We start from the raw sequence: 18,356 nt of genomic DNA on the forward strand, positions 1-18,356 counted from the left end.
CCTCATCGTTGATATTTGCGAAAGACTTCCATTTCGGAAATCACATTCGCTGTTCATCTCAACCGCTGCCGAGGAATACCATGGCTGCGACGGCTGCTGTTAGACAGACTCAATAAGGAAATCCTATGGCATGGTAAAAAGAGCTGGTTTTTGCCCCTGCCGAAAGCCGTCTGCGAACCTCAGCGACCCGCAATCCTCAGCTGAACTTTGGCAGCGCTGCCAGCAGACGATGCAAGGTGTCTATGGTCGAATAATCGGCCACGCCATCGACCTTGGAGGGGCGGAAATGCAGCTGGAAACTCCTGACGACACCCTCGGTCGCCGCATCGAAATCCCCACTGATTTCAATAGGGTATCCATAGAGCGACAGCATGGACTGCAGTGCTTCGACCGGCTGGCCGCGATCGCCTCTCTGGAAGAACCGGCCACCAGTGATCGCGGTTGGTTCCACCCAATGCCCTACGCCCATGGCGTGCAGACGGTTCCAGGGGAAATGTTCGCCCGGATCGACCTTGCGAACCGGGGCAATATCGGAATGGGCCAGCACCCGCTCCGGGGCGATGGACCAGCGACTTGCACAATCCAGACACAATTGCGCGACGGCCTCGATCTGTTTTTCGGGGTAATCCGGCAGAGACGGATGTCCGGCATTGGCAATCTCGATGCCAACAGAGCGGGAATTCATATCAGTCGCGCCCGCCCAAAAACTCTTGCCGGCATGCCAGGCCCGACGGCTTTCCGGCACCATCTGCACGACATCACCGTTTTCACGCACCAGATAATGGCTGGAAACCTGGCTTTCGACAGTGCAGAGCCAGGAGAGCGCCGCCTCTTCGCTGGGCATGCCGGTATAATGCAGAATGATGGTGTCAGGGGCCGCGCAATCAATACGCTCACCGTGGTTGGGGGATGGCACCACCACGGCGTCTGGATAATCGGCGATGAATGCAGTCATGCGGCCCGGCGTTCCTTTTCAATCGCGGCATAGGCCGCGTTGAAACTGGCCATCCGTTGATGGGCGGCGGCATGCATTTCCACAGGCAAGCCGCGCGCATGCAGCCGGTCGGGATGATGCTCGGAGGCCAGCGCCCGGTAGCGTTTGCGAATCGTGCCGAAATCATCGCTGCGCGACACGCCGAGAATGCCATAGGGGTCGTGGTCGGGCGCGAGATGACGGGCGGAAATCTGCTCGAACCGATCCTCGCCAATTTCAAAAATTTCGGCGATGCGAGAGAGAAAAGCCAGTTCCTTCTCGTGGATCAGCCCATCCGCCGTGGCGATGTGAAACAAGGCGTCGACAATCTCTTCGAGCACAGGGCACCCTCTGGTGCGCGAGCCGCAGAGATTGGCGAGCTTTTCAGCATAGGCTTCGTAACCGGCAATATCCTGCTTGGCGAGATTGTAGAGGCGCGCGACATTGCGGGCCTCTTCCGGCGGAAAATCGAAAATGCTGCGAAACGCATTGACCTCCGCCTGCGACACGACGCCATCCGCCTTGGCCATCTTGGCGGAAAGCGCGATGATCGCCACGGAAAAAGACACGCGCCTGCGCGTTTCCGGATCGCCTTCAAAGACGGTGCGGATCGCTTCGACAATCGACGACAAGGCATTGCCAGCCGCGTCGCTGACCGCGCCGAGCAGCCGCTCCCAGAGTGACGACAATTGTTGGCAGGCGAAATCGAAAATCATTTTGACAGATTGACCAAATTATCACTTGAAATGCAAGGGAAGCACCCCACTGTTTCGGGTTAAACTTTGTTCACTTTCCAGGTTTAGCCGCAGTGCGGAGTCAGCGGATGCTTCACGTCGTCACGGGCATACCAGCTTTTCCACAAGCCTCGCGCTCACCGCTTTCCATTTGAAACGATTATATTTCCGCGGTTGATGACAATTCCACGAAACTGCGGATTTTGTTCAATTTTTCGCTTTACAGCATCCGGCCGCTGTCGCATCCATTGGCACCATTTCGCAAACGTCTGCGGCGTTTTGTCCGCAAGAAGGAGGATTTGATGGCCAAGACCAAAGTCGCATTGCTGACCGCCGGGGGCCTGGCGCCCTGTCTCTCATCGGCAGTGGGCGGGTTGATCGAGCGCTATAGCGACATCGCGCCCGATGCCGAGATCGTTGCCTATAAATCCGGCTATCGCGGCCTGTTGATGGACTACAAGATCGAGATCAACCAGCATATGCGTGAACAGGCCCATGTCCTGCATCGCTATGGCGGCTCGCCCATCGGCAATAGCCGCGTCAAGCTCACCAATATCGCAGATTGCGTCAAGCGCGGCCTGGTGAAGGAAGGCCAGAACCCGTTGCAGGTGGCCGCCGAGCGCCTGGCCGCCGATGGCATTACCATTCTGCACACGATCGGTGGCGACGACACCAATACGACGGCGGCTGATCTCGCCGCCTATCTCGGCGCCAATGGCTATGACCTGACGGTCGTCGGCCTGCCCAAAACGGTCGATAACGATGTCGTACCGATTCGCCAGTCGCTCGGCGCCTGGACGGCGGCGGATGTCGGCGCCCGCTTCTTCGACCATGTTTCCAACGAGCAGAGTGCCGCCCCGCGCACGCTGGTCATCCACGAAGTCATGGGCCGCCATTGCGGCTGGCTGACAGCGGCGACCGCCCGCGCCTATATTCAGCGCATCAAGCATAATGAATATGTCGAGGGCTTCATGATGAATGAAGAACTGAAGACCATCGACGGTCTTTATCTTCCCGAGACCCATTTCGACATGGAGGCCGAGGCCGAACGCCTGAAGGAACTGATGGACCGCACCGGTTTCGTCACCCTGTTCGTTTCGGAAGGCGCCTGCATGGATGAAATCATCGCCGACCGGGAAAAGGCCGGCGAAGAGATCAAGCGCGACGCTTTCGGCCATGTGAAGCTCGACACCATCAATGTCGGCGGCTGGTTCCAGAAGCATTTCGCCAAATTGCTCGATGCTGAACGCTCGATGGTGCAGAAGTCAGGCTATTATGCCCGTTCGGCTCCGGCAAATTACGAGGACCTGCGGCTGATCCAGAGCATGGTGGATCTGGCCGTCGAAAGCGGCCTGAACGGCGTTTCCGGCGTGACCGGTCATGACGAGGACCAGGGCGGCAAATTGCGCGCCATCGAATTCCCCCGCATCAAGGGCGGCAAGGCTTTCGACCTCTCCACCCCATGGTTCAAAGATGTGATGGACCATCTGGGCCAGAAATTCCGTCCGGCACATTGACCTTGACGGCGAATGGTGGCTTCTGTTTGCAGGCGGTGCTGACGGTATAATAGCCCGAAGCATGCCTGCATGACTGTTAGGACCCACCTTGGGTTTTCCGAACGGAAATGACAGACTATTTATTGTGACAGCGCCGGTGCCAATGGCATGCGGCGCTGCTATGTTTGTATCGGAAGTGCCTGGACCGGGATGAGGTTCACGATATCCCGCTACAGGCTTACCGAACACGGAGGCAGGCCCATGACATTTCAGGATTGGCTGTTGTTTTCAGCAGCAAGCGCTGCCTTCCTTGTTGTGCCTGGACGCAATACCAAACGGATCATCGCCTGCCGGCAGGCGGGCGGCGGTCGGGCCGCGACACTCTGCGTGCTGGGCAGCATGACAGGCTATGGAATTGCCGCCTGTCTGGTATTCGGCATGGCGCAAGCGCTGAGCAATATCAACGCCACCGCCCTCTCTGCCCTGCGCTGGCCGGGCATGGCCGTGTTGATGGTCCTGGCGCTCAGGCTCTGGCGGGCGCCTTTGCACATCGGCCCGGTGGCCGATAACGACAATCTGGCCGACCGGCGCGCCATGGTCATTGTGTCGCAGGCCGTGATCGGTTCGGCTCTGGATGCGCGCACGCTCGTCTTCCTTTTGGCGATCACCACTCAGATCACATCGGGCTTTTCACCGTTCAGCGGCGATTTTCTGGCCATGGAGCTGGCTTTCCTGGCTCTCGCGGCCTTTGCCTGTGGGCTGCAGGCAATTTATGCACACGCTTTCGACAGGATGATTCGCCGCCGCTCGGCACGCCGTATGGTGCAGCCGAAAGGCAAATCCATGCTGATTTCCGCCCGCTCCGTCAGCGCCGGTTATCGCCGGATTGCCGCCTGAATCACGGCCTTTGACAGGTTATCCCCTTTTAGACCAAGGCATCGAAGATGCTCACGCATCCTCGCCTTGATGACATTGCAAATATCTCAAATGCATCAGTGGCTTGAGATATTTGCAAAGGGAATACCAACGGTCATTTTCAATGATCGTCGGCATTAGACTTCAAGGGGGCTGTCAAATTTGTGAATCCGATGTTAATAGTTCGTGCGTTGCCTATGGGCAGCGCTCGTTTCAATAGCCGACGGACATCTGCATGACAGCGAAAACGGACCGCACGATTGCCATCAGCATCACTGCTGTCATCGTCGCAGCCCTTTCCAGTTGCACCAATGTAAATGACAATTCCAAAGCCGATATAGCCCCAAAGCCTGCATCGGCGCATCAAGCCGTTGCCGCCGCAGCGCAGCCGGGCACTGGAACTGGCACCGCAACACCGGCAAATGGCACCGTAGCAACAGGCGCCTCGACCACTGTGGCCGCTGCAAACGGCATCATGACGACGGTCGCTCCTGGCACGCAGGTCGTGACGCCACCCTCGCAATCTGCTGTCACCGCGCTTGCCAATACCGCGTCGGGAAACAATGCACTGGCCGCCATAAATGGTGCCTCGGGTACAGGCCAGACGGTCAACCTCGCGACCGGCCAAGGCCCCTATCCGATCCAGAAGCCAGGCCTGACGCAGGTCGCCTCTCTCGGACCAACCGTCAGCACCGTACCGTCTTCCGACAATGCACCAGCCCGGATTTCGGATAACGAACCGATCGGCCTTGAAAACGAAGCGTTGCAGCCGGATGTGATGGCCATGCATTCCGCCGTTCCCACGCCGCGCCCGGGTTCGGTTGCCTCATCGTCGGTCGCCTATGCCTCACCGGCCAAGCCGGTCGTCAAATCTTTTGCCCTCCTTGATGCACAATTCGATACCAGCGCCCCCGGCCCCGTGCCGAGCGCCACGCCGGAAGCCTCCAAAAGCTCCGCTTCTGGCGCAAGTGAAACGGCAAGCCGTGGCCCGACGGTCATCAACGGCCTGGTCAACAAATATGCCGCCCTATACGGAATGCCATCCGCGTTGATCCACCGGGTCATACACCGCGAAAGCCGTTATAATCCGTCGGCCTATAGTCGTGGCAATTATGGGCTGATGCAGATCCGCTATAATACGGCCCGTTCTCTCGGCTATGAAGGTCCGGCAGAGGGTCTGTTCGACCCGGAAACCAACCTGAAATACGCGATCAAGTATCTGCGCGGTGCGTGGATGGTGGCCGAAAACAACAATGACAACGCCGTTCGCCTCTATGCCCGTGGCTATTATTTCGATGCCAAGCGCAAGGGCCTGCTGGACGAAGTGCAGTAAACCACTTCGTCCATGCCGACACGGACCACTGTCCCTTTCTGTCGATTCGATTTCCTACGGCATTGCGTCCAGAACCGCTTTCAGCAATTTCTGCGGCCTGTAGTTATCCCAGGCAGGCGTCAGCCCCATCCGCAGCACAATCAACTTACGTGACGGGACAATCGCAATTGTTTGTCCATCATGACCCTGAAACCAGAGGGTTTCTTCGGTAATGCCGAAGGTGGAATCAGGTTCCCGGCCCGGCCCGCTCCGCCAGATCTGCCCCTGCCCGTAGGTGCCGCCGGATGACTTTGTCGGGGTCGCCATGATCTTTACATAGCCTTCCGGCAACAGACGCCGCCCCTGCCAGACGCCATCCTGCAACAGGCATTGGGCAAGCTTGGCCCAATCACGGGCATTGGCATAGAGATAGGACCCACCCGCCAAAGTGCCGGTTTCATCTGCCTCCAGCACGGCGCTGGTCATGCCGAGCGGTTTGAACAAGGATGTTTGGGGATAAGACAATGCCTGTTCCGGGGGCAGGCTGTCCATCAGCAGGCGAGCCAACAGCACGCTGGTGCCAGTCGAATAGTGAAACAGCGTACCGGGCGTCGCGTCTAACGGCTGAGAGGCGACAAATGCCGCCTGATCCGGCTCCAGAAACAGCATGCGTGTCGCATCACTGACATCGCCATAATCCTCGTTGAACCGCAGGCCGCTTTCCATGCCCATCAATTGACGCAGCGTGGTTGCCGCGCGCCCATCGGTCCATTTCGGCAAAAGATGGCCCTTGTCGAGATCAAGCCCGCCCTCCCCCATCCGCTGGCCAATCAGCATAGCCATGACAGTCTTGGTCATCGACCAGCCGATCAGCGGCGTATCGGGGCCAAAACCCGGACCATAGGCCTCACCAAGCAACTCTCCATCCCGAATCACCAGTGTGGCCCGCATCGATGGCCCGGTCAGGGCTGGATCAGCAAGAATGCCCGCCAGCACCGGGTCGGTGTGCGGTGCGCCCGTTCCATCCGGCCAGGGTGCCGGGTTCGGTGCTGAGCTTTGTGCCGGGGCAACAGGAACCTGCTGCGGCAGATGCACTTTGCGAGCCGCATCGATTTTTCCATCGGGCACGTTGGCGCAACCCAGACCGGGCCGGGCAATGGCCGTGCTGGGTGCAAAAGCCCCGAACATATAGGCCGTGACCATGCCTGCATCCCTATCGACATTCAGCCGCAGGAAACGCAACAGCGGATGGCCCGGCGCCTGCACATCCTCAGACAAAACCTCCATCGGATCACGTTTGGCGATGAACACATTGGAGCAGACAATCTTGGCGGCGTAGCCTGTCCCGACCCGCAGCAATTCCGGCGGCGCCAGCCAAAGCCATGTGACAGCCCCGACGATAACCACCAGGACAACAAGCAGCAGTCCTTGGACAAACCTGATCAGCAAACGCATGCGATTTCCTCCCGCCCCGGATGGTCTCGCGGATCGGGAACTGCGAACCGATATCCGGAAAATCCGATGCTTAAACAATAACCTGGAGCGGAAAAGTGATTCTGTTTCACAAGCCGCCACACGAGGTCCGTATGCAAGCATGATTACAGCGGGCATGAAAGGGTATGACGGTTGAAAAACCATGGGATTTTCCCCGGGCGCACCGCCCGGCCACTGGTCAACAGGCCCCGTCATCAAACTGTAGTGGACAGCCACTATTCCGATAAAAACTTCAGAACGGGGCACCCTTCACATGACAGAACTTGTTCCAGATGCCGGATTCCGCAAAAACCAGAAGCTGAAATCGGCGCTGCTTCAACATAATGCACTGTCACGCAAGGGCTTGTCGGAACGGTTGTTCGGGCTGCTGTTTTCCGGCCTGGTCTATCCGCAGATCTGGGAAGACCCGGATGTCGACATGCAGGCCATGCAGCTTGGCGCTGGACACCGTGTCGTTACCATCGGCTCCGGTGGCTGCAACATGCTGGCCTATCTGTCGCGCGAGCCTGACAGCATCGACGTCGTCGATCTCAACCCGCATCACATCGCCCTCAACAAGCTGAAGCTGGCCGCCTTCCGGCATCTGCCCGATCACACCGCCGTGGTGCGCCTGCTGGGAACGGACAATGCCCGCAGCAATGCCGCCATGGTCGAGCAATATGTGGCACCGCATCTGGACGCCACCACGCGGCGCTACTGGAGCCGTCGCACCCTGACCGGACGCCGCCGCATCCGGGTGTTCAACGGCAATTTCTATCGTACCGGCCTCTTGGGCCGCTTCATCACCGCCACGCATCTTCTTGCCCGCCTGCACGGCGTCAAGCTGGAAGAAATCACCCAGTGCCGCACCCCGCGCGAACAACGGCAGTTTTTCGAAACCCGCATCGCGCCGCTGTTTGAAAAGCCTGTTATCCGCTGGCTGACCAACCGCAAAAGCTCGTTGTTCGGCCTTGGCATTCCGCCGCAGCAATATGACGAACTGGCCAGCGTTTCGGAAACCGGCACCATTGCCCCGGTGCTGAAAGGCCGGCTGGAAAAGCTCGCCTGTCATTTCTCACTGCGGGATAATTATTTTGCCTGGCAGGCTTTCGCCCGCCGCTATCCAAAATCCCACGAAGGCGCGCTGCCGGATTATCTGCGGGCCGATTACTACCGCACGATCCGCACCAGCGTCGACCGCGTCAATGTCCATCATGCCAGCTATACCGAATTGCTCTCCACCAAGCCCGCGGGCAGCGTCGACCGGTTCATTCTGCTCGATGCCCAGGACTGGATGACCGACGAGCAGTTGAACGATCTCTGGACCGAAATCACCCGCACCGCCGCTAAGGATGCGCGGGTCATCTTCCGGACCGCCGCCGAAAAAAGCGTAATCGAAGGTCGGATTTCCCCGGCCCTTGCCGAGCAATGGTCCTATCTGAAAGAGCTGTCCGTGCATTTCAACGCGCTTGACCGCTCGGCGATTTACGGTGGCTTCCATATCTATGAGAAGACGGCATGAGCGATGCCCGTATCGGTCAGGACCACTCCAACCCTAAATTGGACCGTCAGCATGCCAGCAAGATGGATCAGGTCTATCGCAGCCAGCGTCATATCTATGACCTGACCCGCAAATATTACCTGCTTGGGCGCGACACCGCCATTGTCGATCTGGACCTGCCAAAGGATGGCAGCCTGCTGGAAGTGGCCTGTGGCACGGGCCGCAATCTGATCTGCACCGAGCGGCTCTATCCGATGTCGCATCTCTACGGCCTGGACATTTCCAGCGAAATGCTGGTGCAGGCCAGGCGTAACTTTCGCGGTCGCCCCCGCCAACCGGATCTGCGCATCGCCGACGCTTCGGCGTTCACCGCCGCGGATTTTGCCGTGACCGGTTTCGACCGCGTGCTGATTTCCTATGCCCTGTCGATGATCCCCGACTGGCAAAAAGCAATTGCCTGTTCGCTTGCCGCCTTAAACCCCGGCGGCTCGCTGCATATCGTCGATTTTGGCCAGCAGGAACAATTGCCGGGCTGGTTCCGAAACGGCCTGCATGCCTGGCTTGTCCGGTTTCACGTCACGCCACGGGCTGATCTGCGCGACGAACTTGCCGCCCAGACTGAAGCCGCAGGCGCAACACTGAGCTTTTCATCGCTCTATCGTGGCTATGCCTGGCATGCCATTATCCGCCGCCCGGCGGCCTGACAGTTCGCCGCTCTTTCCGGTCTAACAGGCCGGTATTTTCGATCTATCGATATGAGCGGTTGAAAATAACCACATTTTAACGATGATGAAGCAAAGTTGGGTTGGAGGCATTCCAGTTCGGCTTCGTCGGATCGGTGTTATCTCCAGTTCTGATTTTCCGCGTCTTTTGATCTTGCCATGCGCATGTGCTGCCTTGGCATAACAGTTGAATGAATGGGTTTTCGATGCGGTCGCTGGTCCTGGCACTTATTCCGATTTGTTTGGCGATGGCGTCCTGCACCTCGACGAGCTACGACTTTATGGAAACCGGCTCGATCCAGCCGAAATTCCAGGACAAGGACCCGCAGGATTTCGGTATCAATTCCCCGCATCGCCATCAGGTGCACGGCATCGACGTGTCGAAATGGAACGGTAACATCAACTGGATGCAAGTGCGCCAGTCCGGCGTCTCCTTCGCCTTCATCAAGGCAACAGAAGGCAAGGATGTGATCGATCCAAAATTTGCGGATTATTGGCAGCAGGCCAATGCCGCTGGCCTGCCCCATGCGCCCTATCATTTCTATTATTTCTGCTCCAGCGCCGACGAACAGGCGGACTGGTTCATCGCCAATGTGCCGAAAGCCTCGATGGACATGCCGCCGGTTTTGGATGTCGAGTGGAACCACACGTCCAAGACCTGCACCAAGCGCCCGCCCGCCGATGTGGTACGCAGCGAGATGAAACGCTTTATGGACCGGCTGGAAGCCTATTACGGCAAGCGCCCAATCATCTATACATCGGTCGATTTTCATAAGGACAATTTGCAAGGTGCGTTCCAGGATCATTATTTCTGGGTCCGGGCCGTCGCCAAACACCCCTCGGAAATCTATCCGGACCGCCGCTGGGCCTTCTGGCAATATACCTCGACCGGCGTCATCCCCGGCATCAAGGGCGATACGGACATCAACGTCTTTGCGGGTACCCAGCAGAACTGGCGCAAATGGGTACAGGCCGTTTCCCTGCCGACCCAGCAGACTGCCGCAAACTGACAATTCCAGACCGGGGTTTTGCGCCATGCCGGGCAAAACCCGGCTCCTCTCCATGCTTCCGTCACAAAGCTTCGGCAGAGCGGAGCATGTTCTTTTCATATCCGGGGGCTTTATCCATGCATATCCTGTCTCGCTTCACGCTCGCAGCCGTGTTGAGCGGCCTTATGGCCGGCACGGCCTTTGCCCAGGCACCGCAATGCGGCGGTGATCTCAGCGCTTTCCTGGCTGGCGTCAAGGCGGAAGCTGTCGCCAACGGCGCGTCGGCCGAGGCAGCCGACAAGGCACTGGCCGGTGCGCAGATCGACCAGAAGGTGCTGGGCCGCGACCGCGCCCAGGGCGTCTTCAAGCAAACCTTTACAGAATTTTCCACCCGCACCGTTTCCAAAGGCCGGTTGGACCAGGGAAAGCAGAAATTGCAGCAATATAGTGCGGTCTTTGATCGCGCCGAAAAGGAATACGGCGTTGCCCCCGGCGTGATCGCCGCCTTCTGGGCGATGGAAACCGATTTCGGCGCGGTACAGGGCGATTTCAATACCCGCAACGCCCTGGTAACGCTGGCGCATGATTGCCGCCGCCCGGAACTGTTTCGCCCGCAATTGCTGGCGCTGATCACCATGGTTCAGCATGGCGACCTCGACCCCGCCACCAATACCGGTGCCTGGGCCGGTGAAGTTGGCCAGGTACAGATGCTGCCCAAGGATATCGTTGCCTTCGGCGTCGATGGCGACGGCGATGGCCATGTGGCGCTGAAATCCAGCTCACCCGATGCGATCATGACGGCAGCGAAATTCATCGAGCATCTCGGCTTCAAGCGCGGCGAGCCGTGGATTCAGGAAGTCACCGTGCCGGACACCCTGCCCTGGGAAAAGAGCGGCTTCGACAGCGGCATGAAGGCGGGCGACTGGTTCAAGCTTGGCGTCAAGCCGCGTGACGGCAACACCAAATTTGCCGATCTGGAAGGCGAACTGGTGCTGCCTCAGGGCCGCAAGGGACCGGCCTTCATCACCTATCCCAATTTCGGCATTTATCTGGAATGGAACAAGTCGTTTATCTACACGACCTCTGCCGCCTATTTCGCCACCCGTCTCGAAGGTGCCGAGGCTTATCTGAAGGGCAACCCGGAACAGGGTTTGACCGATGTGCAGATGAAGGAATTGCAGACCAAGCTGAAGGGCCTGGGCTATGACGTCGGCGAAATCGACGGCATCCTGGGCGGCGGCACCCGCGACGCCGTGCAAAAGGAACAGTTGAAGCGCAATATCCCTGCCGATGGCTGGCCCACGCCAGCACTTCTGGCAGCGCTGTAAGATATAAAAAGCCAGAGTCTGTGAGGCCGCGCATCCGAAGGGATGGGCGGCCTTTTTATGCCTATGTGCCGTAACGAAGAATACGAAGAGCCGCTTTCAATGATTTATCGTGTTGCCCATTACGCGGCGACAGCATCTGAGAAGCGTTTGACTAAACGGGCGATGCTGTTAGCTCCGTTTTTGCCTCGTAAAGATCAACAATCGTACGGACCTTATGACCGAGGCTTTCCAGAGCCTCGACACCGGTGTCGCCGCGCCGTATCGCGGCGGCAATGCCAACCACCGTCGCATCCTGGCGTGCCAATATATCAAGTGCCCTTCGCATGGATGCGCCGGTACTGATCACATCATCTATGATACAGACCTTCTGGCCCGATCCAATGTCATGATTTAGCAATCCGACATAGCCATGGGTCTTTTCGCGGTCGCGGATCATTGCCACAGGAATTGGGCGCGCCGTTTCAACACTCAAAACACTGATTGCGCCGGCAAGACAACATCCGCCCATGGCAAGTCCGACAAGATATGTGGCGTCCGTCCGTTGAACGAAATCATGCAATATTTCGCTGCACAGCCGAAGAATTGCCGGGGATGCAAGCAGCTTGTGACTGTTAAGATAACGCGGCCGCATAATGCCATTGGAATCGCACAATGGCGTCGCACTCATACTCTCAGTGATTGCCACCAAAAGCCTTTGACGGTCGCCGTCACGCAGCATCATGCCCTCGCATTAACCGTTCAGCGATCTGCGACAAGGATGAGAAGACGCTTCCTCCCGCGGCTAGAATCGCAGCCGTCTCAGCTTCGGCGCGATCCACACCGATAAACGCAAGGCCTGCATCGCGTGCCGCCTGCATGTCCTTGATGCCATCACCAATGTAGACCGTGTTGGCTTTATCGAGATCAGGAAACTCGACAAGCATTTCATCAAAAACCCTACCCGAAGGCTTGTGAAACTTGGTGTCAAAACAGCCGTAAATTCTTGCAGGTTTAAGAGTGGAAAGCTCACATGCGGCGAGCTGTCGCTCAATCAATTGCCGCTCGCAGGAAGAGACGATGATGAGCTTATACTTCGTTTGCAACCATTCGAGGGCAGATTTCGCGTCCCTGTGCGGGATCAAGGGAAACTCGCTATCCATGGCCGCATACTGCGAAAGGGCGGCGTCCAATTGGGAGCCGGAAATGGAGAAAACGGTTTCGAAAAGCGCTGTGTGGGCAATTCCCCAGTGCTTTTCAATCTCCTGTCGCGCAATGTCACGGCTGAACATTCTGCGACCGAGTTCCACGATGGCAGAGATCTTGCATTGACGTGTCTGCATGATGGTGTCGTCGTAGTCCAAGACACAGTAACCACAGCCTGTGAAATCTAGAAGCATTTGGCATTTCCAATATAGGTTTCAGGAGACAATTCCGCCAGTTTCCGTTTTATGTCCTCGGAAACTGTAAGTCCTTCGATCCAATGTACGAGTTCAGCGCGACCGATTGACGTACCTCTCACCAGATTTTTCACCAGATCGTAGGATTGAGGAATGCCCTCTGAACGAAGGATGGTTTGAATACCTTCCGCGACCACGACAAAATGCCTTTCAAGATCGGACGCGATATTCGCTTCATGGGCGATACTGCGTGACAGCCCCTCGCCGATATTCTTCACGGAGAGCAACAGATGCGCCATCGGCACGCCGATATTGCGCTTCAGCGTATAATCGGTCAGATCGCGCTGAAGCCGCGACACCAGCAACTTGCGGCTCAGAAACGAAAAAATCGCTGAGGCCATCTGAAGGTTTCCCTCTGCATTCTCAAAGCTGATTGGATTGACCTTATGCGGCATGGCGGAAGAACCGACCTCGTTCTTCTCAGACCTCAAGGTCAGCAAACCAAGCGAAAGATAGAGCCAGACATCCTGCGACAGGTCCTGCAAAATCGCGGCGATGCGTGATAGGCAATCAAAGATCCGTGCCAAACCTTCATGGTTGTTGATCTGGGTTGTCAGTGCGCTTCTGACCAGGCCAAACTCGTCGTGAAGGAACTCAGCACCAAATGTGACCCAATCAACATCCGGGTAAACAAGAATATGAGCGTTCAAATTGCCAGTTGCACCGCCGAATTTGCCATAGTGGGGAATAGCTTTGAGCACATCCAACTCGCCACGCAGGCGATGTGCAAAAACGCGAAACTCTTTTCCGAAGGTACTTGGTGAAGCGGGCTGACCATGCGTCCGTGCTATGAAGGTCACGAACCGCAACGTCTCCGAAAGTCCTTCTATCGAAGCGGCAAGCGTTTCAAGCTCCGGTACAAGGATATCGGCAAGCGACAGCCGCAGCAGGAACGGAATAGCGACATCGTTGATGTCCTGAGAGGTCAATCCGAAATGGACCAACTCAGCCGCCCGGCTTCCCAACAACGTTGATATACGCCGCTTCAGGAAAATTTCCACCGCCTTTACATCGTGCCGAGTTTCCCGCTCTATGGCCTGAATTTCCTCGTAATCTTCGAGAGAAAATCCATCATGGTACTTCCGCAGGCTGGCAGTATCAGCAGCTGACAATGCCTGCTCGCCGTGTCCAATGGCATGCCATAGACGAATGAAATACTCAATTTCGACCTTCAGACGTGTTTTCACCAACGCAAAGTCTGAAAAATATCGGCTCAGATCTCCGACCTTTTGAAAATAACGACCGTCGATGGGGCTGATTGCCGTCGCGTGGCAAAATTCGGTAATCATTGGCAGGTCCAGAAGAGAAGCAGGGATTTACACCAAAAAATGCAATGTCGCGGTTTGAAGCACAGCATGTGCAATCAAATTCTTTTTGCCAATTCGTATAATTCCTGCTCCTCGCTGTCGTTAAGGTAGTTAACAGAGGCGGATGCGAGATGGGCAAGTTCCGTGGCCATCATGATCCGGCGCACCTCCGCCACCATGCTATTCAGGCGATGATAGGCCTGAGAGAGACTGGCGCCGTAAGTGGTAATGCCGTGATTGGCAAGGATGAGCGTGTTTGTTCTCATGATTGCCGCCGAGGCCTGGGCAGCATCGACCTCAACATTCAGTTCCGGTGGAAAAATCTCGACCGGAGCACCCAGAATGGCCGCCGCATCTGCTGAGATAAAACGGAAGCGGCGTTGATAAAATAGCGAGAAATAGGCAATCAGCTCGTCAGCGTGAACATGTATGACCGCCATCACATCCGGACGGCACAGAAAGATTTCCCTGTTCAGAGCGTGACCGATGCTTGGAAGCACATCGCCAAGATAAAGCCTGTTGGATTCCAGGCCGATCGCGATAATGTTGTCACGGGTCATTTCCTCAAGTGAAATGCCTTTATGTTTCGTCAAGATCAGGTTTTCAGCAAGTTCGTCCTGCTTTTTTGAGCGAAGGGCGATGTTGCCCAATTGATTACAGACATAGCCTTTTTTTGAAACCAAGTCGGCATAGCGCATCAACTCGACAATTTCCTGTTGAACATGGCCGCCTAACATGATGCCTCCTGAAAAACGATGTTAAAAACTGCTTGAGCATCTCCAGGAAAAGCTTGGAATGGATTTGCCAACTCGAAATGCATAAAAACAAAGAGATTAGGCATTTCAGCGCCTCCCCGAGGCGCTGAAATTCATTATTAAAAAATAACTTGCCTTCTGTCGGCGCGACAATTAGTTGATTTTTTTATTTTGTCAATCTAGGGGTGCAATCGTTACAAAAGCAGTGTTTTATAGCGCACGTAACGTTGCTACAGCCGGAATGGATGGGCGTAAACGTCCAGAGGTGACCTTGATGCTTGCGGACGTGTATGCTCGTAGATATGCACTCTATGGACGCAAACGACAATTCCAGAGCAGAGTTTATTGATTTTTTTTAGAGCGCAAAACGTGGCCGTGAATCCGAAAATCCTATCTCTCACCGCCGCCCTCGGTTCGGGTGGCCTTTTGGCCGTCATGGCACATTTGAATGGTGTGCTGACAATACACGGCGGTGCCGTGCTCGCATCCTGGATTGCCCATGGCACCGGCACAATAACAGCACTGGTGTTTATGCTGGGGTTCGCGGCCTTTGGCCGGAAAGAACAGCTCAAAGTCACCTCACAGGCGCCAGCCTGGGCTTATCTTGGCGGCGTATCCGGGGCGGCCACGGTTATTCTCATCAGCCTTGCAGTAAACTCACCCATCGCCCTTTCGGGAACGATTGCCCTGACGCTTGTAGGACAAGGGCTTTTCAGCCTCGCCGCAGACTGGTGGGGATTATTTGGCTTGTCAGCACGGCGGGTGACGCTCCGCGACGTGGCAGCCATGACCCTGATTATCGCCGGCAGTTGCCTCATGGTTTTCTATGGAAAATAAATTATGATGGTTTCGATCCTTTTTGCCGCAATCGCCGGCGTCCTCATTAGCCTGAGCCGCCAGCTGAATGGCAGACTGAGCCTTACCACCACCGCTCTCGTGGCGTCTTTCTGGAACCATATCGTTGGCTTTGCAGTGCTGACGATATTGGGCTTGGCCTACGGCGAACTTTCGCGTCCAGATGTTTTCGAAGCGCCGCTCTACGCCTTTTGGGGTGGCACGCTCGGGGTGATCTTCGTGGCATCAGGTAGTTGGCTGATTGCCCGAATCGGGGCAACGGCGACAGCTATTTTGATCATTGCAGGTCAGATGGGCACTGGTCTCATTCTCGACATCCTGCACGGCACAGAAATGTCCTATACCTTCACCGGCTTGGGCCTCGCCATGATTCTGGGTGGTGTGGCGCTGATACAGCGCAGAGAGGCGGAGGAAACCTAATACACCAATCCAAATGGAGCCGTCAGCCGAGTTTGGATCGGTGCATAAACAAAAGGCTACTGCATAATTCCTTAAAACAGAAGGATGCGCGGCTTTTTCATGCTCGACAGAGCAGACCGCATCGTCGACAAAGATTGGCGTGATTTGTCCCATCCTCGTCAGAAAGCGGTATTTCGCCGGGGGATTACATCGTTAGATTGGCATCATCTTCAGCGATAAAAACTCCCTTGGAGGCAATGGCCATGACACATTCCGACAGCGCCCTGCTGGTCATCGATGTACAGCAATCCTTCCGCCACAGCTCCTATTTCCGCGAGGATGCGTTGCCCGCCTATCTGGACCGGCAGCAGGCGTTGATCGATGGCGCCCGCAAGGCGGGCATTGCCATCGTGCAGATTTTCCATTTGAACGACACTGGTCCGTTTAGCGAGGCCTCAGGCTTCGTCTCCACACTGTCCCCTTTGACGATTGTGCCGGATGCGGTTTTCCGCAAGCATCGGCATAGCGCGCTGGTCGGTACGGGGCTTGATGTCTGGCTGACCCGAAACAATATCCGCCATGTGATCGTCTCAGGTATCCGTACGGAGCAATGTTGCGAAACCACCACACGTCATGCTTCCGACCTGGGCTATAGCGTTGATTTCGTCGGTGAAGCCACCCTCACCTTTCCGATGACCGACGATCAGGGCCGTGAATGGAGTGCGGCAGAGATCCGCGCCCGCACCGAACTGGTTTTGGCCGGTCGCTTCGCACGCATTGCCACGGTCGAGCAGGCATTGTCACTCCCACCCACAACACTCGCGGCATAGACTTGATGACAGGACTGATCCCGCCGCAGCGCCTTATCGAAATGTTCGTCGTCGTACCGCCACGCCTGCTGCTGCTGGATCTGGCAGGGCCGATGGAAGTCCTGCGCAAGGCCAATCTTGAGCAGGACAGTGTGCGGTTCACGGTTCGATATGTCGGCCCCTCTCCCCACGTCAACAGCTCGGTCGGCCTGGCGCTTGCCGGGATCGAACCGCTGCCGGATGCCGTAGCCGACGGCGCGATGATTATCGTGCTGGGCAATGCCGCACAGCCGCTCGGTGCAGTCGATGCGAAGCCGGAGCCGGACGATCATCTCCAGGAGGCCGCTATCGTCGCCTGGCTGCGGGCTGCTGTCCGGCCAGGCGTAAAGCTCGTCACCATTTGCTCTGGCGCCTTGTTGGCGGCCCGCGCCGGACTATTGGAAGGTTATACCTGTACCGCACACCACACCGAAATTGCTGAGTTGCGGCAGTTGGCACCGACGGCAAAGGTTGCGGAAAATCGCCTCTATATCCAGGACCGGGACAGGTTGAGCACGGCAGGCATCACCGCCGGTATCGATATGATGCTGGCCCTGGTCGCAGACGAGGCAGGACATACGATAGCACTCAACGTCGCCCGTTACCTGGTCGTTTATCTGCGCCGGGCGGGCAACGACCCGCAGCTCTCTCCCTGGCTGGAGGGGCGTAACCACATCCACCCCGTCATTCACAAGGTCCAGGATGCGGTTTCGGCTGACCCTGCCGGCAACTGGACGGTTGCCAGCATGGCAGCCGTTGCCGCCACCAGCGCCCGCAGCCTCTCCCGCCTGTTTAACGAGCAAACCGGCATGAGCGTAACCGATTATGTCAACCGCCTTCGGGTCGCGTTGGCCCATCAGTTGGTCACCGCATCGCGGTTGGATATGGAAACCGTTGCGCAACGCGCTGGTTTTGCATCCACCCGACACATGCGCCGCGCCTGGAAAAAGTTACATGGCGGAACGCCAACAGCATTGCGCAATACCTGACTTCACCAAACCCGAGTCGTCTGTCCTGCAACGGTCCAGATTCATGCCGATGACATCACCGCCATTAACGATGAAATATTTCGTTATCACGCGACTTTAACAATATGTTTCCGTGCGTTACCTTTTCTTCCAAGGGTTTATACAGGCAGGCTGCTGCATCGCAGCACAATTTTCGCTTTTCAAATGACACGAAACGGTCATATTCTTTAACTGTTAACGCAAGGGAGACCGAGATGGGACTGACACGTTCTTTCAACATCCTGGCAGTCGGAGTAGCGTTTCTTTTTGTCGCAGCGATGCTTTTCATCTGAGGACGACAACGAC

Annotated in this window: 18 protein-coding genes; 11 read left to right on the forward strand and 7 right to left on the reverse strand. The window is 56.7% G+C overall.

Annotated features, from left to right (window positions below):
• Positions 1-196: 196 nt before the first annotated feature.
• Together G6L01_RS10110 and G6L01_RS10115 are read right to left on the reverse strand one after the other, a co-directional pair.
• Complete coding sequence (locus G6L01_RS10110) at positions 197-955, reverse strand: N-acetylmuramoyl-L-alanine amidase (protein WP_070166441.1); 759 nt, start codon at positions 953-955, stop codon at positions 197-199.
• The gene (locus G6L01_RS10115; protein WP_070166442.1) at positions 952-1,689 is read right to left on the reverse strand and encodes a J domain-containing protein; all 738 of its coding nucleotides are present in this window, start codon (positions 1,687-1,689) and stop codon (positions 952-954) included. Before G6L01_RS10115 ends, G6L01_RS10110 begins: the two co-directional genes overlap by 4 nt.
• 320 nt (positions 1,690-2,009) lie before the next feature.
• Between G6L01_RS10115 and G6L01_RS10120 the strand changes: the two genes are divergently transcribed.
• The 3 genes from G6L01_RS10120 to G6L01_RS10130 all read left to right on the forward strand — a co-directional run bounded on the left by G6L01_RS10120 (position 2,010) and on the right by G6L01_RS10130 (position 5,451).
• Complete coding sequence (locus tag G6L01_RS10120) at positions 2,010-3,224, forward strand: pyrophosphate--fructose-6-phosphate 1-phosphotransferase (RefSeq protein WP_070166457.1); 1,215 nt, start codon at positions 2,010-2,012, stop codon at positions 3,222-3,224.
• Positions 3,225-3,464: 240 nt separating this feature from the next.
• Positions 3,465-4,100 carry a LysE family transporter gene (locus G6L01_RS10125; protein WP_070166443.1) on the forward strand — a complete coding sequence of 212 codons (636 nt, stop codon included), beginning with the start codon at positions 3,465-3,467 and terminating at the stop codon, positions 4,098-4,100.
• A 253-nt stretch (positions 4,101-4,353) separates the two neighbouring features.
• Positions 4,354-5,451, forward strand: coding sequence for a transglycosylase SLT domain-containing protein (locus G6L01_RS10130; RefSeq protein ID WP_070166444.1), 1,098 nt, complete (start codon positions 4,354-4,356; stop codon positions 5,449-5,451).
• A gap of 54 nt (positions 5,452-5,505) precedes the next feature.
• Here the strand turns inward: G6L01_RS10130 and G6L01_RS10135 are convergent, their stop codons facing one another.
• Positions 5,506-6,885 carry a serine hydrolase domain-containing protein gene (locus tag G6L01_RS10135; protein WP_070166445.1) on the reverse strand — a complete coding sequence of 460 codons (1,380 nt, stop codon included), beginning with the start codon at positions 6,883-6,885 and terminating at the stop codon, positions 5,506-5,508.
• 292 nt (positions 6,886-7,177) lie between these two features.
• Here G6L01_RS10135 and G6L01_RS10140 point away from each other — a divergent pair, with 292 nt between their 5' ends.
• The 4 genes from G6L01_RS10140 to G6L01_RS10155 all read left to right on the forward strand — a co-directional run bounded on the left by G6L01_RS10140 (position 7,178) and on the right by G6L01_RS10155 (position 11,443).
• Positions 7,178-8,425, forward strand: coding sequence for a BtaA family protein (locus G6L01_RS10140; protein ID WP_070148785.1), 1,248 nt, complete (start codon positions 7,178-7,180; stop codon positions 8,423-8,425).
• Positions 8,422-9,108, forward strand: a complete 687-nt coding sequence (locus tag G6L01_RS10145) for a class I SAM-dependent methyltransferase (RefSeq protein WP_070166446.1) — start codon at positions 8,422-8,424, stop codon at positions 9,106-9,108. The genes G6L01_RS10140 and G6L01_RS10145 overlap by 4 nt, the downstream gene beginning before the upstream one ends.
• A 224-nt stretch (positions 9,109-9,332) precedes the next feature.
• On the forward strand, positions 9,333-10,136 hold the full coding sequence (locus G6L01_RS10150; RefSeq protein ID WP_015916525.1) for a glycoside hydrolase family 25 protein: 804 nt from the start codon (positions 9,333-9,335) through the stop codon (positions 10,134-10,136).
• Between the two features lie 116 nt (positions 10,137-10,252).
• A complete protein-coding gene (locus G6L01_RS10155; protein ID WP_070166447.1) occupies positions 10,253-11,443 on the forward strand; it encodes a lytic murein transglycosylase in 1,191 nt (396 codons plus the stop codon).
• 151 nt (positions 11,444-11,594) lie between these two features.
• Here the strand turns inward: G6L01_RS10155 and G6L01_RS10160 are convergent, their stop codons facing one another.
• The 4 genes from G6L01_RS10160 to G6L01_RS10175 all read right to left on the reverse strand — a co-directional run bounded on the left by G6L01_RS10160 (position 11,595) and on the right by G6L01_RS10175 (position 14,923).
• Complete coding sequence (locus G6L01_RS10160; RefSeq protein ID WP_427832956.1) at positions 11,595-12,002, reverse strand: orotate phosphoribosyltransferase; 408 nt, start codon at positions 12,000-12,002, stop codon at positions 11,595-11,597.
• A gap of 148 nt (positions 12,003-12,150) precedes the next feature.
• Positions 12,151-12,819, reverse strand: a complete 669-nt coding sequence (locus G6L01_RS10165) for an HAD family hydrolase (protein WP_070166449.1) — start codon at positions 12,817-12,819, stop codon at positions 12,151-12,153.
• Positions 12,810-14,168 carry an adenylosuccinate lyase gene (purB, locus tag G6L01_RS10170; RefSeq protein ID WP_070166450.1) on the reverse strand — a complete coding sequence of 453 codons (1,359 nt, stop codon included), beginning with the start codon at positions 14,166-14,168 and terminating at the stop codon, positions 12,810-12,812. The genes G6L01_RS10165 and purB overlap by 10 nt, the downstream gene beginning before the upstream one ends.
• Positions 14,169-14,242: 74 nt before the next feature.
• A complete protein-coding gene (locus G6L01_RS10175; RefSeq protein ID WP_070166451.1) occupies positions 14,243-14,923 on the reverse strand; it encodes a class II aldolase/adducin family protein in 681 nt (226 codons plus the stop codon).
• Between the two features lie 387 nt (positions 14,924-15,310).
• Here G6L01_RS10175 and G6L01_RS10180 point away from each other — a divergent pair, with 387 nt between their 5' ends.
• The 4 genes from G6L01_RS10180 to G6L01_RS10195 all read left to right on the forward strand — a co-directional run bounded on the left by G6L01_RS10180 (position 15,311) and on the right by G6L01_RS10195 (position 18,032).
• A complete protein-coding gene (locus G6L01_RS10180) occupies positions 15,311-15,778 on the forward strand; it encodes a DMT family transporter (RefSeq protein ID WP_070166452.1) in 468 nt (155 codons plus the stop codon).
• Between the two features lie 3 nt (positions 15,779-15,781).
• On the forward strand, positions 15,782-16,216 hold the full coding sequence (locus G6L01_RS10185) for a DMT family transporter (RefSeq protein ID WP_070166453.1): 435 nt from the start codon (positions 15,782-15,784) through the stop codon (positions 16,214-16,216).
• Between the two features lie 242 nt (positions 16,217-16,458).
• Entirely contained in the window at positions 16,459-17,025 is a 567-nt protein-coding gene (locus tag G6L01_RS10190; RefSeq protein ID WP_070166458.1) for an isochorismatase family protein, read from the forward strand.
• Positions 17,026-17,030: 5 nt separating this feature from the next.
• Positions 17,031-18,032 carry a GlxA family transcriptional regulator gene (locus G6L01_RS10195; protein ID WP_071205557.1) on the forward strand — a complete coding sequence of 334 codons (1,002 nt, stop codon included), beginning with the start codon at positions 17,031-17,033 and terminating at the stop codon, positions 18,030-18,032.
• Positions 18,033-18,356: the final 324 nt, after the last annotated feature.

The organism is Agrobacterium vitis (assembly GCF_013337045.2).
GTDB classification, from domain to species: Bacteria; Pseudomonadota; Alphaproteobacteria; order Rhizobiales; family Rhizobiaceae; genus Allorhizobium; species Allorhizobium vitis_B.